At 62.9% G+C, this 20,661-nt stretch carries 22 protein-coding genes; 13 read left to right on the top strand and 9 right to left on the bottom strand.

What is annotated here, in order from left to right:
* Positions 1-29 precede the first annotated feature (29 nt).
* A complete protein-coding gene (locus tag P9292_RS27060) occupies positions 30-971 on the top strand; it encodes a LysR family transcriptional regulator (RefSeq protein ID WP_250466025.1) in 942 nt (313 codons plus the stop codon).
* A gap of 118 nt (positions 972-1,089) precedes the next feature.
* Here the strand turns inward: P9292_RS27060 and P9292_RS27055 are convergent, their stop codons facing one another.
* Positions 1,090-2,787: an OmpA family protein gene (locus tag P9292_RS27055; protein WP_309962127.1), complete on the bottom strand. Its 1,698-nt coding sequence runs from the start codon at positions 2,785-2,787 to the stop codon at positions 1,090-1,092.
* A 314-nt stretch (positions 2,788-3,101) separates the two neighbouring features.
* On the opposite strand from P9292_RS27055, the gene P9292_RS27050 reads away from it, so the two are divergent.
* Entirely contained in the window at positions 3,102-4,790 is a 1,689-nt protein-coding gene (locus P9292_RS27050) for an isovaleryl-CoA dehydrogenase (RefSeq protein ID WP_309962125.1), read from the top strand.
* Here the strand turns inward: P9292_RS27050 and P9292_RS27045 are convergent.
* The 5 genes from P9292_RS27045 to fliE all read right to left on the bottom strand — a co-directional run bounded on the left by P9292_RS27045 (position 4,787) and on the right by fliE (position 7,866).
* The gene (locus P9292_RS27045; RefSeq protein WP_244826529.1) at positions 4,787-5,086 is read right to left on the bottom strand and encodes an EscU/YscU/HrcU family type III secretion system export apparatus switch protein; all 300 of its coding nucleotides are present in this window, start codon (positions 5,084-5,086) and stop codon (positions 4,787-4,789) included. The genes P9292_RS27050 and P9292_RS27045 overlap by 4 nt on opposite strands.
* Positions 5,083-6,405: a flagellar hook-length control protein FliK gene (locus tag P9292_RS27040; protein ID WP_309962123.1), complete on the bottom strand. Its 1,323-nt coding sequence runs from the start codon at positions 6,403-6,405 to the stop codon at positions 5,083-5,085. The genes P9292_RS27045 and P9292_RS27040 overlap by 4 nt, the downstream gene beginning before the upstream one ends.
* 75 nt (positions 6,406-6,480) lie before the next feature.
* The gene (locus P9292_RS27035; protein WP_244826531.1) at positions 6,481-6,810 is read right to left on the bottom strand and encodes a flagellar protein FliT; all 330 of its coding nucleotides are present in this window, start codon (positions 6,808-6,810) and stop codon (positions 6,481-6,483) included.
* Positions 6,811-6,839: 29 nt separating this feature from the next.
* Positions 6,840-7,259: a flagellar export chaperone FliS gene (fliS, locus tag P9292_RS27030; RefSeq protein WP_309962121.1), complete on the bottom strand. Its 420-nt coding sequence runs from the start codon at positions 7,257-7,259 to the stop codon at positions 6,840-6,842.
* A gap of 241 nt (positions 7,260-7,500) precedes the next feature.
* A complete protein-coding gene (gene fliE, locus P9292_RS27025; protein WP_244826533.1) occupies positions 7,501-7,866 on the bottom strand; it encodes a flagellar hook-basal body complex protein FliE in 366 nt (121 codons plus the stop codon).
* Between the two features lie 297 nt (positions 7,867-8,163).
* Between fliE and fliF the strand changes: the two genes are divergently transcribed.
* The 6 genes from fliF to P9292_RS26995 all read left to right on the top strand — a co-directional run bounded on the left by fliF (position 8,164) and on the right by P9292_RS26995 (position 15,124).
* Positions 8,164-9,957 (top strand): flagellar basal-body MS-ring/collar protein FliF, encoded by a 1,794-nt coding sequence (fliF, locus tag P9292_RS27020; protein ID WP_244826534.1) that lies wholly within the window; start codon positions 8,164-8,166, stop codon positions 9,955-9,957.
* Entirely contained in the window at positions 9,947-10,942 is a 996-nt protein-coding gene (fliG, locus tag P9292_RS27015) for a flagellar motor switch protein FliG (RefSeq protein ID WP_244826535.1), read from the top strand. The genes fliF and fliG overlap by 11 nt, the downstream gene beginning before the upstream one ends.
* Positions 10,935-11,606 (top strand): flagellar assembly protein FliH, encoded by a 672-nt coding sequence (gene fliH, locus P9292_RS27010; RefSeq protein WP_250466034.1) that lies wholly within the window; start codon positions 10,935-10,937, stop codon positions 11,604-11,606. Before fliG ends, fliH begins: the two co-directional genes overlap by 8 nt.
* An 8-nt stretch (positions 11,607-11,614) precedes the next feature.
* Positions 11,615-13,129, top strand: a complete 1,515-nt coding sequence (fliI, locus tag P9292_RS27005; protein WP_250466294.1) for a flagellar protein export ATPase FliI — start codon at positions 11,615-11,617, stop codon at positions 13,127-13,129.
* A gap of 71 nt (positions 13,130-13,200) precedes the next feature.
* Positions 13,201-13,650 (top strand): flagellar export protein FliJ, encoded by a 450-nt coding sequence (fliJ, locus tag P9292_RS27000; protein WP_244826537.1) that lies wholly within the window; start codon positions 13,201-13,203, stop codon positions 13,648-13,650.
* A gap of 31 nt (positions 13,651-13,681) precedes the next feature.
* Positions 13,682-15,124, top strand: coding sequence for a flagellar hook-length control protein FliK (locus tag P9292_RS26995; RefSeq protein WP_309962118.1), 1,443 nt, complete (start codon positions 13,682-13,684; stop codon positions 15,122-15,124).
* Positions 15,125-15,180: 56 nt separating this feature from the next.
* Here the strand turns inward: P9292_RS26995 and P9292_RS26990 are convergent, their stop codons facing one another.
* The 3 genes from P9292_RS26990 to P9292_RS26980 all read right to left on the bottom strand — a co-directional run bounded on the left by P9292_RS26990 (position 15,181) and on the right by P9292_RS26980 (position 17,006).
* On the bottom strand, positions 15,181-15,567 hold the full coding sequence (locus tag P9292_RS26990; protein WP_309962117.1) for a hypothetical protein: 387 nt from the start codon (positions 15,565-15,567) through the stop codon (positions 15,181-15,183).
* Positions 15,552-16,352, bottom strand: a complete 801-nt coding sequence (locus tag P9292_RS26985; protein WP_244826540.1) for a hypothetical protein — start codon at positions 16,350-16,352, stop codon at positions 15,552-15,554. The genes P9292_RS26990 and P9292_RS26985 overlap by 16 nt, the downstream gene beginning before the upstream one ends.
* Positions 16,353-16,760: 408 nt before the next feature.
* Positions 16,761-17,006, bottom strand: a complete 246-nt coding sequence (locus P9292_RS26980) for a hypothetical protein (RefSeq protein WP_309962114.1) — start codon at positions 17,004-17,006, stop codon at positions 16,761-16,763.
* Between the two features lie 385 nt (positions 17,007-17,391).
* On the opposite strand from P9292_RS26980, the gene fliL reads away from it, so the two are divergent.
* From fliL to fliP, 5 genes are read left to right on the top strand one after another with little or no spacing between them, the layout of a single operon-like run.
* Complete coding sequence (fliL, locus tag P9292_RS26975; RefSeq protein ID WP_244826542.1) at positions 17,392-17,883, top strand: flagellar basal body-associated protein FliL; 492 nt, start codon at positions 17,392-17,394, stop codon at positions 17,881-17,883.
* 36 nt (positions 17,884-17,919) lie between these two features.
* On the top strand, positions 17,920-18,918 hold the full coding sequence (gene fliM, locus P9292_RS26970) for a flagellar motor switch protein FliM (RefSeq protein WP_244826543.1): 999 nt from the start codon (positions 17,920-17,922) through the stop codon (positions 18,916-18,918).
* 46 nt (positions 18,919-18,964) lie between these two features.
* Positions 18,965-19,357, top strand: coding sequence for a flagellar motor switch protein FliN (gene fliN, locus P9292_RS26965; RefSeq protein ID WP_244828135.1), 393 nt, complete (start codon positions 18,965-18,967; stop codon positions 19,355-19,357).
* Complete coding sequence (fliO, locus tag P9292_RS26960; RefSeq protein WP_309844814.1) at positions 19,354-19,869, top strand: flagellar biosynthetic protein FliO; 516 nt, start codon at positions 19,354-19,356, stop codon at positions 19,867-19,869. Before fliN ends, fliO begins: the two co-directional genes overlap by 4 nt.
* The gene (fliP, locus tag P9292_RS26955; RefSeq protein WP_244826545.1) at positions 19,869-20,639 is read left to right on the top strand and encodes a flagellar type III secretion system pore protein FliP; all 771 of its coding nucleotides are present in this window, start codon (positions 19,869-19,871) and stop codon (positions 20,637-20,639) included. Before fliO ends, fliP begins: the two co-directional genes overlap by 1 nt.
* The last annotated feature ends 22 nt before the right edge of the window (positions 20,640-20,661 follow it).

Genomic DNA, 20,661 nt, shown 5'->3' with positions numbered 1-20,661 from the left:
ATCCAAATCATTCCAATCTGGAATCTCAAATGGAATTGCGCGCGTTGAGGTATTTCATTGAGGTGGTCAAGCAAAAGAGCTTCACTGCTGCCGCCGAGCATATGTTCGTCACTCAGCCGACCATCAGCAAAATGGTCAAGTCACTGGAAGACGAGGTCGGCTCGCCGCTTTTATTGAGGGAAGGCCGTCAGATGGTCCTGACCGATGCCGGGCAGATCGTCTATCAGCGTGGCGTCGATGTGCTCGCGGCCCATGCGCGGCTCGAAGCGGAACTGAACGATCTGGGCACGTTCGGGCGCGGCACGCTGACGATCGGCATTCCGCCGATGGGCGGCGCGCTCTTCACGCCCGTCATTGCTGCTTTCAGGGAGCGGTATCCGAAGATCGAGCTGAAGCTGTTCGAGCAAGGCTCGAAGGCGATCGAGGCTGCGTTGATCGAAGGCGAACTCGAACTCGGCGGCGTGCTGCAGCCAGTCGATGCCGAAACGTTCGACGTGCTGCCCGTCAGCCGGCAACTCTTGTGGCTCGTGGCGCAAAAAGGTTCGCGCTGGGACGGTCTGAACGAGGTAGCGCTCGCCGATCTGGCAGCCGAACCCTTTGTGTTCTACGGCGAAAGTCTCGCGCTCAACGACGTCGTGCTGAACGCGTGCCGCGCGGCGGGGTTCGCGCCGACGATCGTCGGTCGCAGCGGGCATTGGGATTTCATGGCGGCGTTGGTACAGGCTGGCATCGGCATCGCGCTGTTGCCCGCGCCTTATTGCGGCCGCCTGGATGCCGAGGCGTTCACCTGCCGGCCGGTCGTCGCGCCCGAGATTCGCTGGGATATGGCCGTCGGCTGGCGGCGCAACGGATATCTGTCGCATGCGGCGCGAGCGTGGATCGAAGTCGCGCGCGAAATACTGCCCGCGAATGTCGATCAGGATTTCATGGCCGATGGCTTTCCGCGGCTGAAGCGTGGCGAGGCGCTGTAATGCGTTGAACGGGACTTCCCTTGCCTGATGCGCCTGGTGCGAAGTAAAAAAAGCGCCGAACCGCTTCAGAGCGGTCCGGCGCTTTTTCGACGCATCGCGCCGAGATAGCGCGTGACGCTCAGTCGGCTTGCTTGAACTCGATACGTCGATTAGCCATGCGGCCAGCGGCGGTCGAGTTGTCGGCGACCGGATTGGCGTCGCCAAAGCCTTGAGCCGTCAGCGAATCAGAAGGAATGCCGTGCTGAACGAGGTACGAACGCACCGCTTCCGCACGCTTCTTCGACAACTGAAGATTCAGCGCCGCGCCGCCCGTGTTGTCCGAATAGCCTGCGATCTGAAGCCGAATTGGCTTTGCTTGCGTGTCGCAGGCCTTCAGCGCCTTCGCCGATGCAGCGAGCGCCGCCATGGCAACCGGCGGCGGCGTGTTCGAACCCGTGCCGAAGTTGACCGGCTTCAGGTTCAGCGTCTTGACGATAGCCGGAGCCGAGCAGGCATCCGCGTCTTGATTGGCTTGCGCTTCCGATGCCGGAGCCGCAACCTGAGCCGATTGCGTGCCGACCGTCCAGCCGGCGCCGAACAGCGCCTTCAGCTTGTCGACCCAGCCGAGCTTCGGCTCGCTTGCGCCGCCGCTCAGGGTGATCGTGTCGCCGGTAATCTGCAGATCGGCGCCCGGCAGCGTCATCAACGGCAGCAGGCCTTCGAGCTTGTCGAGCCACGCGGCGGGCTTCGTGTCGGGATCGACGGTCACGTTCGCGTGGAACTTGTCCGCGCCGAGCTTGGCCGACAGCATGTCGATCAGGCGTTGACGTTCCTGCTCGCTATTCACCGTGGCTTTCAGCGTGGGAATGCCGGAGGCGTCGACCGTCATGGACAGGCTTGCGTCCTTGCCCGGCAAAATGGTCGGCAACGATGCCTGATCGGGCGCCACAGCCGTGGCTTGCGATGCCTGATCGTCGCTGGCGCTGGCGCTGGATGCAGATGCGGCGTCGGATGCCGCCGAGGCGTCCGTGCGCGTTTCGGCCGTCACGTCTTTCGACTTGTTTTCGGTCGAACAGCCGCGCGCAACGAGCGCGGCCAGCAACGCGAGGGCAGCGGCGTTGGCAACCCACAGCCATTTGCGGCGCGGACCCTTGTCGTTTGTTTGCGCGGTTTCCACGGCCGGTTCTTGTTCACCATGAATGGGGAACGACGCTGCTTCTTGGGTAGCCGGATGACCGAGATGCGAGGACACCGCCTTCAGCCGCGAGGCCACGCCCGCGAGGAACGCGCCGACTGAGCCGAGCCCCAGCGCATTCGCGAACGAATCCGTCATGTTGGCCCGCACGACCGGCAGTTGATGCCCGAGCAGCGTGGGCAACTGGCCGATATGGCCGTTGTGCTGCGTGAAATAGCGCTTGAGGATACCGAGAATGGTTGCGCCCACGACGCCGGACAACGTGCGCGATGCGCTCGCCGCCACGCCCGTGTATTCGGAAATACGCTCGGCGAGCGCATTGAGATTGTCGTGCGAGGCAATGACGCCATCCACCGTCGAATGGGTGGCGAGGAGCGTTTGCATGCCTTCGTCGTTGAGAACGAAGTGCGGCAGTTCCTCGGCGATATGCGTGTTCACGCCCGGCGACATGACGGAGGCAAACAGACTGCGTGCGCCATCCAGCGACGCCGCCTTGTTCATCATCGAGCCGATGAGTGCTGGCGCGCATAGTCCGACGACGCGCCTCGCGGACTCCTGCGTGCAGCCAACGCGTGCAGCCAGGTGTTGCAATACGCTCTCGGTCAAGGCGCCTTGAACGAGTTGATTGAGGTTGATGCTCATTGAGAAGACTTCCAGAAGAGGCCTGTAAACCTCAGGCCATAAGGGTCTCGGCGATTATAGGTTCGGCCTCCTGTCCGTCAGCCGTGGTAGCCAAACAATCGGATTTCTCTCATCCGGTTGGTCTTTAAGAGTTCGCATCAGAAAAATATAGGAATGGTTTAAGACCAAACGCGAGCGCCCGGCCAGATTGAAGCGAGCGGCAGCGCTACACGCTGGTCGGGCGTGCGGCCTATCATCGTTAAATAGAGATAGAGGATCATTTTTGACCACGCGTGTTGCGATTAGCCGACGCAAGCTCGCACGGGAGACACACGATGAACCACGCACCCTTGTTCGAGACACACGAAGTCACGAATCAGTCGCCGCCGCTTGTCGACTACGACGCCTTCGCCGCGGACCGCGCGCTCGTTGCCGCGCTCGAGCGCGAAGGCGCGCATTGGCATGCCGAGGCGCTCCACCGCGACGGCCGCGCGCTTACACAACCGGACGTGCTCGCGCTCGCCGATCTCGCCAACCGGCATACGCCGGAACTGAGCACGCACAGCGCGCGTGGCGAGCGTATCGACGCAATCGAGTTTCATCCGGCCTGGCATGAACTGCTGCGACGTCTGCGGCAAGAAGGTCTGCACGCGCTGCCGTTCGAACCTTCGGCGCGCGCCGGGTCGATGGCCGCGCGCGCCGCCGGTTACTTTCTGCACGGACAACTCGAATCCGGATCGCTGTGTCCGGTCACGATGACCTTCGCGAGCATCCCCGTTTTGCGCAATGAACCCGCGCTTTATGAACGGCTCGCCGCACCGCTCTTGTCGCGCGAGCACGATTCGCGCGACATCGCCCTCGAAGCCGGCAAGCGATCGATGTTGATCGGCATGGGCATGACCGAAAAGCAGGGCGGCTCCGACGTGCGCGGCAATCGCACGCGCGCGCATGCGCTCGGCACACCCGGGCGCGGCGGGGACTATCGGTTAATCGGACACAAGTGGTTTTTCTCGGCGCCGCAGTGCGACGCGCATCTCGTGCTCGCGCGCACGGCGGACGAAGGCGGACTCTCCTGCTTCTACGTGCCGCGCTTTGCGCCCGACGGCCGCAAGAACGCCGTGCACGTGCAGCGTCTGAAGGACAAGCTCGGTAATCGCTCGAACGCGAGCAGCGAAGTCGAGTTTCTCGATGCCTACGGCATGATGATCGGCGATGAAGGACGCGGCGTGCCGACCATCATCGAAATGGCGAACTACACGCGGCTCGATTGCGTGATCGGCAGCGCGGCGTTGATGCGCGCGGCGCTGGTCGAAGCGATCCATCATGCGCGGCATCGCAGCGCGTTTGGCGCGCATCTCGCCGATCAGCCCTTGATGCGCAACGTGCTCGCCGACCTCGCGCTGGAATCGGAAGCCGCGACGGTGCTGTTCATGCGGCTGGCCGGGGCGTTCGAGCAGAGCGCCTCGGCGGGAGCGGCGTTGCGCGAACGCGCGTGGCGGCGCATCGTCACGCCTGCGGCGAAGTTCTGGGTCTGCAAGCGCGCGCTCGAATTCACCGGCGAGGCGATGGAAGTCTGGGGCGGCAACGGTTACGTCGAAACCGGGCCGATGGCGAGGTTTTATCGCGAGGCGCCGGTCAATTCGATCTGGGAAGGTTCGGGCAACGTCATGTGTCTAGACGTGCTGCGTGCGTTCGAGCGCGAGCAGGACGCGGCGCACGCACTATTCGACGACTGGCGCGATACGGCAAGCGCGCATCCGGCGCTCGGCGCGGCTTTGCAGACGCTCTTGACTAGTTTGACGAGCGATCCGGCGTCGCGCGAGGCATCGGCGCGGCGCATCGCGCAGCAATTGACCTTTTGTGCACAAGGCGTATTGCTGGCGAGACATGCGCCGGACGAGGTGGCACAGGCGTTCATCGAAACCCGTTTGGGCGATGCGCGCGGCGAAACCGGCCGCGTGTATGGCACGTTGCCCGCGCGCTTCGATCATGCGGCGATCGTGAGGCGGGCTTTCGAGTTTTAGCGGCGTCCCGCTTCCCTCACCGGCTCCTCGTTCTCCAGCCGATAAACCCAGGCCAGCAGCTCCGCCACCGCCTGATAAAGCGCGGGGGGAATATGCGAATCGAGATCGACCTGCATCAAGAGCGACACCATTTCCGGCGAGTCATGGACATACACGCCCGCTTCCTTCGCGCGCTGCACGATCATTTCCGCGACCACGCCGTAGCCCTTCGCCACGACGCGCGGCGTCGTTTCGCGGCTGCCCGCATCGTAAGTGAGCGCGGTGGCCTGCTTGCGCGAATACAGTGGATTGCTCATGTCACTTCTCCACCCGGCGGCGCGCGGAATAAATGCTCGAGCGGCGAACGCACCGGTTTCGGCGCGTCCAGGTCGATGTCGCCCGTGGCGGCGCCCGAGCCATCCATCGAACGCACGCTGAACGACGCCAGCGCGATGCCCGCCGCTTCGAGCTGACGCTGGAACGCGGCGGCATCGGCGGAAAAACGCGATGCGCCCGTATCGCTCGCCCTCAGACGCGCGACCAGCTTGTCGCCGGTCAGCACGAGTTCGGCGTCCACCATGCCGAGCGCGGGCAACGACAACGTGACGCGCGTGCGCCACGCGCGTTCCTCGCTGGTATCCACGGCGGGACGCGGCTCTCGCGCCACTTCCCAGTCGAAACGCGTCCCCGGCCACGCTTCGCCCTGCCAGCGGAATTGCTCGTTGGCGAGTATGTCGAGTTGCTGACGCACGACCGTGAGCGTCGCCGGATGAATACCCGCATCGAGCGATGCCTGCAGCGCCGATTCATGCTGGCTCGGCTGCGGCGCGGCGGGCGGCGAAGCGGGCGCGGACGGCGCGCTTTGCGAATTCGACAGCGCCAGCGCGGGCGCATCCCGTACCGATGCCGCGAGCGCCGCCGCCTGCTGCGGCGTTTGCGGCATCGCGACGTTATGCGTTTCGGCGTGCAGATCGGACAGATCGGTTTGTGTCGAGGCAAACGCCGGTGGGCGCGTGTCGTCGAAGGCGGTATCGCGCGCGATGCTTTCGTCGCCCGGCAAATCGAGCGGCAAGGTCAGCGCGCGCGGATCGATGCGCGCCTGCGGTTCGCTCGCGAGCGACGCCGTGCTGCGCTGCCCGGCCATCCATTGCACGAGATGCGACTCGTAGAAGAGGCCGCTTTGCGCCACCGTTTTCGCAAGCTCCGATGCCAGCGCGGACGCCGGCAACGGCGGCAGATTCTGGCTCGCCGCACGCGCGGCCGCGACGGCGGCGGCATTGGAGGAGAAAGCGGTATCGAAAAGCCCCGTGGTCAGCGCGGCGAACGCGCTCGCGGGACGCGGCGGTGTCGGCCAGAGCGGGGCATCGCCGAGAATCGCGGGCGCGGCGCCGCCCAGGCGGGAAATGACATCGAGCGTGCGGGCGACGCTCGACAGTTCGGTTTGCGCCGACGCCACCGGAGCGAGCGTCGGCGCGGATGCGCCCGCCGCGGTTCCGGCGGGCGTCGCGACGGACAAGGAAACGCCCGTCTGCGTGGTCGTCTGGCCGGTCGAACCGGCGTTGGCGCGCAGCGCGGACAGAAGGAGCTCGGTCCGGCTGGCGATAATCATGGCGATCGCGGAATCGAGTCCTGACATGCCGGCATCCTGGAATGACCGCGCGCGAGGGCCGGGCCAGACGCCGGAAGAGTTTTCCGTCGCAAGCCGCGTTGTCTAGCGCAGTCCGATCATCTTTTTAAGTACGCGCGCCGGGCTGTTGGTCGTGAAGAGCGCGGAAAGACGCGCGAGGCTCGGCGAACTGAGGTCGCGAATCGCGGCGTCGTCGGCGAGGATCTTCTTCACGAGGTCCAGCTTGCGCGCACGGGCGGTGTCGTCGAGTTCCGAGCCGGTATCCACGTCCTTCAACCGTTCGATCAACTCGCGATACCTGCCCTGCATCGTCTTCAATTCGCTCCACTCGCCACTGCGCGCCGCAGCCAGCATCTGGCCGGACAGCGCAGCAATCGCCTCGTAGTGCGCGAAATATTCGTCTGTGGTATTCATTCTTGTCAGGCAGTCGCCATGGCTGCCGCTCAGATGGCTGCCGCGGTCGTTCTCGCCACTTCCGGTCCAATGCCGACCCACGCCTCTTCGAGCGTAGCCAGCAGATTGTCCACTTCCACGAGCATCGACTCGTCCTGGTTCAGATTCGCTTCCAGGAGCCGGCGTGCCATGTACGAGTACAGCGCGTCCAGACGCAGCGCGACTTCGCCGCCCGCTTCCTTGTTGAGCGCCTGCTGCAACCCGGTCTCGATGATGTTGATCGCCTTGCTGATCGCCGCTCCGCGCGCGCCCACGTTCTTCTGCTGCAAGTGCATCCGCGCCTGTGCAATCGACTGCCGCGCGCCCTGATAGAGCATCACGATCAGCCGGTGCGGGCTCGCTCCCATCACCCCTGTCTGAACGCCGACGCGTGCATATGCGTTGGCTCCCGCCTGTCCTGGGGAATACATCCGTGGTTCTCCTTATGCGATACCGAATGACGCCCGCGGCACGTGGCGCGCGGTGCTCGGACGACGGCGCAAAGGCCGCTTCGTCCGACCGGTAAGAATCGGTGCTGGCGATCGAACCATCGTTCGCCGTGCTGTTATCGAGGTTATCGGAGAATCGCGGCAAAGCTTTAGGGCGCAAGGCTCTGGGGCCGTATCGGCATGATGGGGACGGATTCGAAACGCACGCGCCAGCCACAGCGCGTCACACCGAAATTTGCATGATGTCGTTGTAGGCCGACACGAGCTTGTTGCGTACTTGCAAGCCGAACTGCATGCCGACGTTGGCCTTTTGCATATCGACCATCACGTCGTTGAGCGAAACGTTCGGCGCGCCGATTTCGAACGCGTGCGCTTCGGACAGCGCCTTCGTCTGGTTGTCGCTGATCTTGCTGATCGACGACTGCAGCGCGTCCGCGAACGTGCCCGCGCTCACCGCGCCCGACTGGCCGATTCCCGCGTCCTGTCCGGATACGGCGCCCGTGGCGACCGTGGGGCTGCCGGCGGCCTGCGTCGCCATCGACTGCATTGTGCTCAGCGCGGAGGTGAGCGGATTGATCGGGAAGTTCATGGTGTCTCCGATTGACAAGTAAAGAGCCGGTTCAGCGCCCAAGTGCGAAAGTCGCTCGTCGCCGGGTTCGGGGCGGCGTGCGAACGGTCGTCCGAACGCTTTTACCGAGTACGAGAAAGATTAGCAGCGCGGCATTTTCCAAAGCGCTGGAAGAACGGGGGAAACCCGGCTCTATTCGCTGAATCGACTTGCAATCTTCTGCGGATAATCCATCTCGTCAAAAGTCCTCCGGCGCCGCATCACGGGCAGTACGACCGGCCAGAGGGGAACGCAAAAGATTCGGAGCTTCGACGCTAAATGGATACGCCCAACAACTCACTGATCACGCCAGACGCCAGAATGGGCCTGGCAGGCGCGCAGCCTGGCGCCTCGGCGAGCGCCGCGAGCCCCAGCCTCACCGGCGGCGCTGGCGGCGCCGACTTCGGCGGCTTCGCTCAGCGCATGCCGATGCTCTCGCAATTCCGCTCGAACCCGCGCGTGCCGCTCATCATCGCCGTGGCGATCTTGGCGATGGTCGTGGCGGGGCTCGTCATGTGGACGCGCCAGCCCGACTACCGCGTGCTGTTCTCGAATCTCTCCGACCGCGACGGCGGTGCGATCGTCGCCGCGCTCCAGCAGGGCAACATTCCCTACAAGCTCTCCGACGGCGGCGGCGCGATCCTCGTTCCGGCCGAGTCGGTGCACGAAACGCGTCTGCGCCTCGCAAGCCAGGGTTTGCCGAAAAGCGGCTCGGTCGGCTTCGAACTGATGGACAACCAGAAGTTCGGCATTAGCCAGTTCGCGGAGCAGATCAACTACCAGCGCGCGCTCGAAGGCGAACTGGAACGCACCATCGGCGCAATTTCCTCGGTGAAGTCGGCACGCGTGCATCTGGCCATTCCGAAGCCGAGCGTGTTCGTGCGCGACAAGGAACTGCCGACCGCGTCCGTCATGGTCAACCTCTTTCCCGGCCGCGTGCTCGACGAAGGACAGGTTTCGGCGATCGCGCACATGGTGTCGTCGGGCGTGGCGGACATGCCGGTCAAGAACGTGAATATCGTCGATCAGGACGGCAACCTGCTCACGAACCAGAGCGCCGCGAACGGTCTCGACGCATCGCAACTGAAGTACGTGCAGCAGATCGAGCACAACACGCAAAAGCGCATCGACGCGATTCTTTCCCCGCTCTTCGGCGGCGGCAACGCGCATTCGCAAGTGAGCGCGGACATCGACTTCTCGAAGCTCGAACAGACCGCCGAAAGCTACGGCCCGAACGCCAACCCGCAGAACACGTCGATCCGCAGCCAGCAATCGAGCGAATCCAGCGAAACCTCGGGCAGCGGCCCGTCGGGCGTGCCGGGCGCGCTGTCGAACCAGCCGCCGCAGCCGGCATCCGCGCCGGTCACGGGCGGAGCATCGGACGCAACCGGCGCTGCCGCCGCGAAGTCCACGCCGCAGAACCTGCGCAAGGACACGACGACCAATTACGAAGTGGACCGCACGGTGCGCCACTACGAACAGGCGACAGGCGGCATCAAGCGTCTTTCGGTGGCGGTGGTCGTGAACTATCAGCGTCAGGTCGATGCGAAGGGCAACGTCACGATGACGCCGCTCGCCGCCGACAAGCTCGCGCAAGTCCAGCAACTCGTGAAGGACGCGATGGGCTACGACGAGAAGCGCGGCGACTCGGTCAACGTGGTGAACAGCGCGTTCAACTCCGACCAGAACGTGACGCCCGATGTGCCGTGGTGGCGCACGCCGGACATGATCATGCGCGGCATCCAGTTGGCGAAGTACGTGGGCATCGGCATCGTCGCACTGTTCCTGTACTTCAGCATGGTTAAGCCGGCAATGCGCCGCGCCTTCCCCGTGCCGGAACCGGCGGCGCCCTCGCTCAACGCGCCAGACGAACTCTCGCTGCTCGACGGCCCGACGCTCGAAGGCGGCGCCAAGAATGACGATGATGACAAGGATGCCGAGGTAAGTCTCCTCGGTCATGAAAGCAACAAGGCCAAGTTCGATCGCAATCTCGACTACGCGCGCATGGTGGCGCGTCAGGACGCGAGAATCGTGGCGACGGTCGTGAAGAACTGGGTGTCCGATGAACGCTGAAGGTCTCAATAAAGCCGCGCTTCTCCTGATGTCGATTGGCGAGGAAGAAGCCGCCGAAGTTTTCAAGTATCTCGCTCCGCGCGAGGTGCAGAAGATCGGCGCGACCATGGCGGCGCTCAAGAACGTGACGCGCGAGCAGCTCGACAACGTGCTGACCGAATTCGTCAGCGAAGCGGAGCAGCACACCGCGTTGTCGCTCGATTCGAGCGAGTACATCCGCTCGGTGCTCACGAAGGCGCTCGGCGAAACCAAGGCTGGCGCGCTCATCGACCGGATTCTGCAAGGCAGCGATACGAGCGGTATCGAAGGTCTGAAGTGGATGGACTCGGGCGCGGTCGCGGAACTCATCAAGAACGAGCATCCGCAGATCATCGCGACGATCCTCGTGCATTTGGACCGCGATCAGGCTTCGGAAATCGTCTCGCTGCTCAACGACCGTCTGCGTAACGACGTGCTGCTGCGTATCGCCACGCTCGACGGTATTCAGCCCGCCGCGCTGCGCGAACTCGACGATGTGCTGACCACGCTTCTCTCCGGCAGCGACAACCTGAAGCGCGCGCCGATGGGCGGTATCCGCACGGCGGCCGAGATTCTCAACTTCATGTCGAGCAACCATGAAGAGGGCGTGATCAACAACGTCAAGGAATACGACGTGGAACTCGCGCAGAAGATCATCGACCAGATGTTCGTGTTCGAGAACCTGCTCGACCTGGAAGACCGCGCGATCCAGTTGCTGCTGAAGGAAGTGGAATCCGAAACGCTGATCGTCTCGCTCAAGGGCGCGCAGCCCGCGTTGCGTCAGAAGTTCCTGTCGAACATGTCGCAACGCGCGGCCGAATTGCTTGCGGAAGACCTCGATTCGCGCGGTCCGGTGCGTGTGTCGGAAGTCGAGCAGCAGCAACGCAAGGTGCTTCAGGTGGTGCGTAATCTGGCCGAAAACGGCCAGATTCAATTAGGCGGCAAGGCAGAGGATGCATATGTCTAATCCGGCCCAGAACCCGAAGGCGCCGCTCTCCGCGTATCAGCGCTGGGAGATGGCTTCGTTCGATCCCGTCACCGTGGACCACAGCGCGGCGGATCAGGCAGCGCTCGAAGCGCATTTGCGCCGCGTCGAGGAAGACGCGCATGCGCAAGGTCTCGCCACGGGTCATGTGGCTGGACAGGCGATCGGGTATCAGGCCGGTTTCGAACAAGGGCACGCCAAGGGTTTCGAGGACGGCCGCAAGGAAGCGCTCGCCGAAGCGGCGCGTCTCGCGGAAATCGCCGATGCGTTCAGGATCGCGCTGCAAGCCGCCGATGCCGCTATCGCGGAAACGCTCGCCACGCTCGCGGTCGATATCGCGCAGCAAGTGGTGCGGCAGCATCTAGCGCACGATCCGACGGCGCTCGTCACCGTGGCGCGCGAAGTGATCGCGGCCGAGCCGGAACTCACGGGATCGCCGACGCTGATCGTGAATCCCGCCGATTTGCCTATCGTCGATGCGTACTTGCAGGAAGAACTCGGCGCGGCTGGCTGGATGGTGCGGCCCGACCCGCTCGTGGAACGCGGCGGCTGCCGCGCGCACGCGGCGAGCGGCGAAATCGATTCGACCAATGCGTCGCGCTGGGAGCGTGTCGCGGCGGCATTGGGGAGGAACAAGCCGTGGTAAATAGCGCAATGACGCATCGCATCACGCAGGACGGACTAAGCGAGCTGGAGCAGGAAATCGCGCGCGCGTCGTTCGGGCCGGAAGCTGTCGTCGAGGAAGAATCGCCGGAGGAACTCGCTGCGCGGACCATCGCGGAACTCGCGAACATGGCGGGCAATCCGCATATCGACGCCTGGCGCGACAAGCTCGACGCCCTCAAGGCGCGTACCGCGATCGCCAAGCCGCTGCGTCCGTGCGGACGTCTCACGCGCGCCGCCGGCCTCGTGCTCGAAGCGGTCGGACTGAAGATGGGCGTCGGTTCCGAATGCATGATCGAACTGCCGCCGGGCAGCGCCATTCCGACCGCCGAAGCCGAAGTCGTCGGCTTCGCGGGCGACAAACTCTTTTTGATGCCGACCACGGAAATGGCCGGCCTCTTGCCCGGCGCGCGCGTGTATCCGCTGGAAAGCGCGCCGATCAACGATCCGATGGCAGGCGCAAAACGTCTGCCGGTCGGCTGGGAGATGCTCGGCCGCGTGGTCGATGCATCCGGCCGTCCGCTCGACGGACTCGGCCCGCTCGGCGCAAAAGTCGATGCGCCGTTGTCATCGCCGGTCATCAACCCGCTGAATCGCGAGCCGATTCACAAAGTGCTGGACGTCGGCGTGCGCGCAATCAATTCGCTGCTGACGGTTGGACGCGGCCAGCGCATGGGCCTGTTCGCGGGCTCGGGCGTCGGTAAATCGGTGCTGCTCGGCACGATGGCGCGCTACACGAGCGCGGAAGTGATCGTGATCGGACTGATCGGCGAACGCGGCCGCGAAGTGAAGGAATTCATCGAACAGATTCTGGGCGAAGACGGTCTCGCGCGTTCGGTCGTCGTGGCCGCGCCGGCTGACGTTTCGCCGGTGCTGCGCATGCAGGGCGCGACTTACGCGACTTCGCTCGCCGAATATTTCCGCGATCAGGGCAAGCATGTGTTGCTGCTGATGGATTCGCTGACGCGTTACGCGATGGCGCAGCGCGAGATCGCACTTGCGATTGGCGAGCCGCCCGCGACCAAGGGTTACCCGCCGTCGGTGTTCGCCAAGCTGCCCGCGCTCGTCGAGCGTACCGGCAATGGCCCGGAAGGCGGCGGTTCGATCACCGCGTTCTACACCGTGCTCACCGAAGGCGACGACCAGCAAGATCCGATCGCCGATTCGGCCCGCGCCATTCTCGACGGCCATATCGTGCTGAACCGCTCGCTCGCCGAGGCGGGGCATTATCCGGCTATCGATATCGAACAGTCGATTAGCCGCGCGATGACCGCGCTCATCGACGACAAGCATCTCGAACACGTGCGCCTTTTCAAGCAGATGCTCTCGCGTTATCAGCGCAATCGCGATCTGATCAACGTGGGCGCGTATTCCAGCGGCCGCGATGCCCTGCTCGACCGGGCCATCGCGCTTTATCCGCGAATGGAGTCGTTTTTACAGCAAGGCTTTCGCGAGCAGGCGAATTTCGAACCGAGTCTTGATTTATTGCATCAACTTTTCAACTAGTATTTGCAGCCGCACCTATATTTGTCATAAGTTATTAAAAAAACCGCGCGACCACAGAGACCAACTCGTCCATGTCAAAGAATCTGCCGATCAACACCCTGATCGAACTCGCTCAGGAAGAACTCGACGCCGCGACCAAGAAGCTGGGCAAGCTTCAGCAGGAGCGCAACGAAATCGAGGGGCAACTCAATTCGCTCGTGACGTATCGCGACGAATATCACGCGCGTTTCACGGCGTCGGCGCAGCAAGGCACGACGGCGCAGACGCTGCGTAACTTCCAGGCGTTCGTCGACACGCTGGACTCGGCGATTGCGCAACAGCGCACGTTGCTCGTGATGGCCGACCAGCGCATCGAGGCAGCGAAGCCGGAATGGCGTCTCAAGAAGCAGAAGGTCGGCAGCTACGAGGTGCTCGCGGCGCGCGGCGAGGCGTTGCTCGCCAAGAAGGCGGCGCGCGTGGAACAGCGCGAATCGGACGAGCACGCGGCCAAGGTGCTGCGCATGCGCGCCGAACGCGCCTGAATTTAACTACCGGACTTTTTCGAGGTAACGCATGTCCTCCGTTTCTTCCATCGGCGCGCAGTCGGGCGTTTCGTCATCTTCGGCTGCCAAAAAGCGTGCAGCGGACGCAGGCGCGTCGTTCGGCCTGACGCTGCAGAGCATGACCGACAAGGCCAATGCCGACGCACAGGCAGCCAAGGCGCTGGCGGCGTCGTCCTTGTCTTCGTCCACTGCGGCCAAGTCGAGCGTGCATGACGTGCCGAAGTCCGACGACACCGCGAGCGCCAGCAAGTCGGACGACGCGAGCGACGTGAAGAAGAGCGATAGCGCGACAGACACGCAGGCGTCGTCGTCGGCCGACAAGAGCGGCAAGACGGATTCGACGAAGGAGGCATCGAAGCCTTCGGGCAAGACCGAAACGGCGGATGCGTCCAAGCCTGCCGCCCCGGCAAAGCCCGCGAAAGCGACGGATGCCGCCGATGCGGCCGAGCGCGCGGACGCCGCCGAAGCTGCGAATACCACCGTGTCCGACGTAACCGATGCGGCCGCGACGGCGGTTGCATCGACGGATGACGACAAGACCGCGACCGGCGACACGCACAAGAGCGGCGACGCCAAGTCCGCGCAAGATGCGCTGCAGGCCGCGCTCGCCGCGATGAACAACGTGCCGGCGAATGCCGTGCCGATGAACGCGGCGGCATCGGCGCATGCGGGCGCGGTCGCGGCCACGGGCGCTGGAAAGAGTGACGAGCCGTCGGGCGGCATGGTCGGCGAAGGATCGAAGGGTAATCGCTCGGGCGGCCTGCTCAACGCGCTCGCCGGCGATGCCAGGGACAACGCGGCGCCGGCGACGACCGCGGCACTGGCAAGCGATGCGGCAGCGGTTCAGGCCGCGCTGACCCCGCAAGCCGATGCGGGCAGCGCGGCGTACAAAGCCATCTCGCAGCAAGCCGATGCAGCGGCGCGCGCGGTGGCGATGCAATCGGCATCGGCGGGGTCGGCGGTATCGAGTGCGCAAGGCGAGATGACGGCGGCGACCAGCGCGGCGATTGCGCCGCACGTGGGCGCTGGCGGCTGGGACGATGCGTTCAGCCAGAAAGTCGTGTTCCTCTCGAATTCGCAGCAACAGAGCGCGGAGTTGACGCTCAATCCGAAGGATCTCGGCCCGTTGCAGGTCACTCTGCAGGTTTCCGAGAATCATGCGCACGCGCTCTTCGTGTCGCAGCATGCGCAGGTGCGCGAAGCGGTCGAAGCCGCGATGCCGAAGCTGCGCGAGGCGATGGAAGCCAATGGCATCAGCTTAGGCTCCACCAGCGTTTCGGATGGATTCGCGCGCCAGTCGTCGCAACAGGACCGCGGCGAGGGCCGCTCGTCGTCGGGCAACGGACGCGGCGTGGGCGGTGTTGGCGGCGTCGGCGGTAGCGATTCGGGCGTGGCAAGCACAGTGACGATGCCGGTGCGGCGTACGGTCGGGTTGGTGGATACGTTTGCTTGATGGCCGTGGTGCAATCGATTCGGCTTCTTGAGACGAGCCGATTGCAATCACATTGATCAAGCACAGGTTGCGCGTCCTCGCTGACGCGTGATCGCTCTCTCGACTTCCTGCCAAATTCCGTTGAGTGTCACCCGAAGATACAGAACGCTGAGTTCGTGTCGCAAACGGAAGAAAGCAGACGCGTCGCGTTTCAACAGGAGTTTCCTGACTTCATCGATCACCGTTTGATCATCGAATGAAAGCCAGATCGGCGGCGCTGCAGTTAAGGCGTTCGGACCGCACACTGGAGCGACCTCCCGAAAGAAAATCTTTTTGAGTTCTTTCAATGGATAGACACATATTTTCGATGCTTGGTAGTCGTAGTCGATTCTGTTATCGACGAAGAATTCCGCCATCGTCGTCCAAATGCGCTCCCTTGCCTGCTGGTCTATCTGATGCCCCACGTGCGGAATTCCTCCAATTCGTCGAGATAAGCGTCCTGAGCCGTTTGAGTTACGACAGAACCGAGAGTTGAACCGATCAAGACGACACCGAGAGCACATATTGGGGCTCCCGGTCCGCAGATTGATCCTACGGCAAGACCCGCAAGCGCACCGCCGATCAACCCGCCTTCAATGGACGCAATTTGGCGTTCAGCTTCGCTTATCTTGTCTCTGGCGTTCAAAATCTCATATCCGGCGAGCACTCCTGTTATCAAGAGGCCGACCTTGCCCATCAATTTCATTCGGGCCGTTTTTGCGTTGACCTTGGCGTTACTCCTTCCCGCCGATTCGATTATCGAGAAGTAAGCGCGGTCTTTTTCAGACTCGGTCAATGCATGAAACGGCTTGGAAAAGTTTTTAACCGAGTACTTGTCGAGAAGCTTTTCAAGACCAAGCCCTTCTGCCTTATATGCCTGTGCTTTTGCCAAACTCGTGGGCGAAGTGGCCGTCCTCGCCTCTTCCATGATGCGATTGCGCATGTCCTGGCAGAAGGCCGCACCCTCTGCAGCGGTCATGCGTCCAGCGTTGACTTCGGTTTGAACGGTCTCGCTCATTCGCTCGATGCCAGCGGCATAACGCGCTCGCACGCTCGCGTCGCTGATAACGCTTTGGGAGAAATACGCTCCAGCGCCTTCGAGAGCGGCGCGCGCATCGGCCAGAATCCGGGAATCAATCTGGTGATCTTTGTTCGCCGCGAAAGAACCTCTGATGGTACTGCCGCTTACTGGCGCTTTTGTGTCTGGCATTAAGCTCGAATAATCGATAAAAGTGCTTGAGATACGGTCGCTTCCTCAGTGGGAGAAACGCTTACCGCGATCTCGATACGTGTGCATGCGCTGTTGTTCGATCTAGCGAACCGGATGTTGTTGCCGCCGCCGATACTGCCTCGCTCGCTGGACCCGTCCGCGAAGCGTGCGACGCATGACATGCCTTCGTAGCTTTCCGGCTCGCGCAGAGTGAAGCTGATCCAGTGGTCTGCATCAGGAGGTACCGGCGGCTCTGCCGAAGCATTGCTCGACGAGAAGCGCGTGATGGGCGCGTGATCGAATATCCGGCATCGTCTTCCGTGAGCCGGATAGATGATCGGAGACGTCGAGCACTGGCAAAGAACCCGGTCACCGCCAAGCGCCCAATCGCGTCCCCGATCTTTAGGTCTACGGCCCGGTGTTAGATGGACACCATAGGTAATTTCGCCTGTGCTCTCGCAAGCTGTGCAGGAAGGCGAAGTCGCCGATCACTGCCCCGCCGCGCAGTCGACCGCTTTCGTCCGCAATGCGCCGAGTTCGCCCTTGCGCGATTACGTAGCTCCCCTCTTCGCTGGTGAGCGGGTCGCCATCCACGGCGGCGTAATAGACGGTCATTTCGCTATTGCCTTCCTTGTACGTCGGCGATGACAACACGTTCGTGTCTAACGTCGATTTGTAGATATGCGCGTTAAATGCAAGAAACGTCGTTCAGGCGAAGGCGTTATAGCCGCATCTAACCTTCCAGAAAGCGGCCTGAAACGCTTGGCGTATCGCCCGTACCGCAGTTTCACATGACCGAAGGGCCCTTGCTGAAAAATAGTGCCAAATGCTGTGCATGGGCAACTTTCTCGCGGCAATGCGTTCGCGCGCCCATTTTCAGCGTTCGCTCACGGGCCGTCGAGACCGGAATAGCAAGGCTCTGCATCCGCCAGCAAGCTGCCCTAACCCACGAGTTAGCCCCAAATCCCCCCTCTTTTCGCCCCATCGCTCAACGGCGTTATAGCCAACAATTCAACCTATCGAAAGAGGGCAAGAATTCATGGCTACCACCACTGCAAATCCGAAAGACATCGTTCCCGCGAAGAGCGGCAAGCTCAAGAAGACTCTGATCATCGCCATTGGCGCGGTCGTTCTGCTGGGTGCTGGCGCCGGCGGCGCTTACTTCATGCTCGGCAAGCAGCCTCACGGCCCCGCCAAGCCCGCACCGGTGCCGCCGCCCGTGTTCTTCCCGCTCGATTCGCTGACCGTCAACCTGCAAGCCGACGACGGCATCATGCACTACCTGCGCGTCGGTCTGTCGCTCAAGCTCGCGGACGAAAAGGCTCAGGTGCAGATCACCGAACGCATGCCTGAGATCCGCAGTCGCGTGCTGATGCTCATCTCCGGCAAGCACCCCGAAGAGATGGCGACCGTCGAAGGCAAGCGCAAGCTCGCCGACGAACTGCGCGAAGCCGTCGAGAAGGCCGCCAGCGCGCCGGATCATCCCGCCCACGTCGAAGAAGTGTTGTTCACCGAATTCGTCGTGCAGTAAGCCCGCGCACCAGATTCAAGGAAACGGAAAAGAGTCATGGGCCACGAAGAGTTCATGTCGCAGGAGGAGGTCGATGCCCTCCTCAAGGGCGTCACCGGCGAAGTCGATCAGGTTTCAGACGACAGCAAGCCCGCCGGCGTTCGTCCTTACAACATCGCGACGCAGGAACGCATTGTCCGCGGCCGGATGCCCGGCCTCGAAATCATCAACGACCGCTTCGCGCGCCTGTTGCGCGTGGGCATCTTCAACTTCATGCGGCGTTCGGCGGAAATCTCCGTCGGCCCGGTGAAGGTGCAGAAGTACAGCGAATTCACGCGCAATCTGCCGATCCCGACCAACCTCAACCTGGTCCATGTGAAGCCTCTGCGCGGCACGTCGCTGTTCGTGTTCGATCCGAACCTCGTGTTCTTCGTGGTCGACAACCTCTTCGGCGGCGACGGGCGTTTCCATACGCGCGTCGAAGGCCGCGAGTTCACGCAGACCGAGCAACGCATCATTCACAAGCTGCTCACGCTGGTATTCGAGCACTACTCCGCTTCGTGGAAGAGCGTGCGTCCGCTGCAGTTCGAATTCATGCGCTCGGAAATGCACACGCAGTTCGCGAACGTGGCGACGCCGAATGAAATCGTCATCGTGACGCAGTTCACCATCGAATTCGGTTCGACGGGCGGCACGCTGCATATCTGCATGCCTTACTCGATGATCGAGCCGATTCGCGACCAGCTCTCCTCGCCGATTCAGGGCGAAGCGCTCGAAGTGGATCGCCGCTGGGTGCGCGTGCTCTCGCAGCAAGTGCAATCGGCGGAAGTGGAACTGACGGTGGAACTCGCCGAGATCCGTTCGTCGTTCGAAAGGCTGCTCAACATGCGCAAGGGCGACGTGCTGCCGATCGACGTGCCCGAGCATGTCGTCGCCAAGGTGGACGGCGTGCCGGTGATGGAATGCGGCTACGGAATTTTCAATGGTCAATACGCGCTGCGCGTGCAGAAAATGGTCAGCGCGTCGGACAACATGAAGGAAGGTGGATATGAGTGATCTCTTGCAGGAAGGCACACTGCCCGGCTCGACCGGCGTGGGCGACATGAAGGCGGAAGAGTTGTCGATGGACGACTGGGCGAGCGCGCTCGCCGAGCAGAACGGCAACGAAACGCCTGCCGTGGCCAGCGCGGGCGTGTTCCAGCCCTTGTCGAAAGCCGCGGCGCCTTCGACGCGCAACGACATCGACATGATTCTCGATATCCCCGTGCAGATGACGGTGGAACTCGGCCGCACGAAGATCGCGATTCGCAACCTGCTGCAGCTCGCGCAGGGTTCGGTCGTGGAACTCGACGGCATGGCGGGCGAGCCAATGGACGTGTTGGTGAACGGTTGTCTTATTGCGCAAGGCGAAGTGGTCGTCGTGAACGACAAATTCGGTATTCGCCTGACCGACATCATCACGCCGTCCGAACGTATCCGGAAGTTGAATCGATGAAACGCTTTGCCGCCGTCCTGATTGCCTTCGTGCCTGCGCTGTCCCGCGCAGCCGATATGAACGCCGTGAACCACGCCGCGCAGATCGCTTCGAGCGTCGGCGCGGGAAGCGCCGTGCCGTCGCTCGGTTTCGGCGCGGTGTTGCAGACGCTGTTCGGTCTCGTCATCGTGATCGGCTTCGTGTTCGGTTGCGCGTGGCTCGCTCGCAAGTTCGGCTTCCAAGGCGGCAGGAAAGGCGGCCTCGTGAAAGTAGTGGGCGGCGCGTCGCTCGGCAACAAGGAGCGCGTGGCGGTCGTCGAAATAGGCGATACCTGGCTCGTGCTCGGCGCGGGGCCCGGCAACGTGCGCTTGCTGCATACCATGCCCGCCGGATCGGCGGATGCGGACGTAAGCGGCGAACCAGCACCCTCGGCCGCGCAAACGTTGCAAGGCAGTTTTGGTCAGCGGTTTCGCGATGCCCTCGCCGGTGAAGCGAACAAGCGTCTTCAGAAGTTCGTGGGCGGGAGCAAGTAATGCAGGTCAGTCGTAACATCGTGCGCGGCGTGAAACTGGCGCTGCCGGTCGTGATCGCCTTGTTGCCGGTCGCGGCGCTCGCGCAAAGCACGGCGGGTCTTCCCGCCTTCAATACCAGCCCCGGCCCGAACGGCGGCACGACGTACTCGCTCAGCGTGCAGACGATGTTGCTGCTGACGATGCTCTCGTTCCTCCCGGCCATGGTCCTGATGATGACGAGCTTCACGCGCATCATCATCGTGCTGTCGCTCTTGCGCCAGGCGCTCGGCACGACGAGCACGCCGCCTAATCAAGTGCTCGTGGGCCTCGCGTTGTTTCTCTCGTTTTTCGTGATGTCGCCGGTGCTCGACAAAGCCTACACCGACGCATACAAGCCCTTCTCCGACGGCACCATCGCGATGGATCAGGCCATGCAGCGCGGCGTCGCGCCCTTCAAGCAGTTCATGCTGAAGCAGACGCGCGAAGCGGATCTCGCGCTGTTCGCCCGCATCTCGAAGGCCGCGCCGATGAACGGTCCGGAAGACGTGCCGCTGTCGCTGCTGGTGCCTTCGTTCGTGACGAGCGAACTGAAGACGGGGTTTCAGATCGGCTTCACCATCTTTATTCCGTTCCTCATCATCGACGTGGTGGTGGCGAGCGTCTTGATGTCGATGGGCATGATGATGGTCTCGCCCACGACGATAGCGCTGCCCTTCAAGCTCATGCTGTTCGTGCTCGTCGATGGCTGGCAGTTGCTGATCGGCTCGCTTGCGCAGAGCTTCGTTTCGTAACGTTATCGTTTCTATTGAGGTT

This window comes from Caballeronia sp. LZ001 (assembly GCF_031450875.1).
GTDB lineage: Bacteria > Pseudomonadota > Gammaproteobacteria > Burkholderiales > Burkholderiaceae > Caballeronia.
This window is presented reverse-complemented; position numbering and strand designations above follow the sequence as displayed.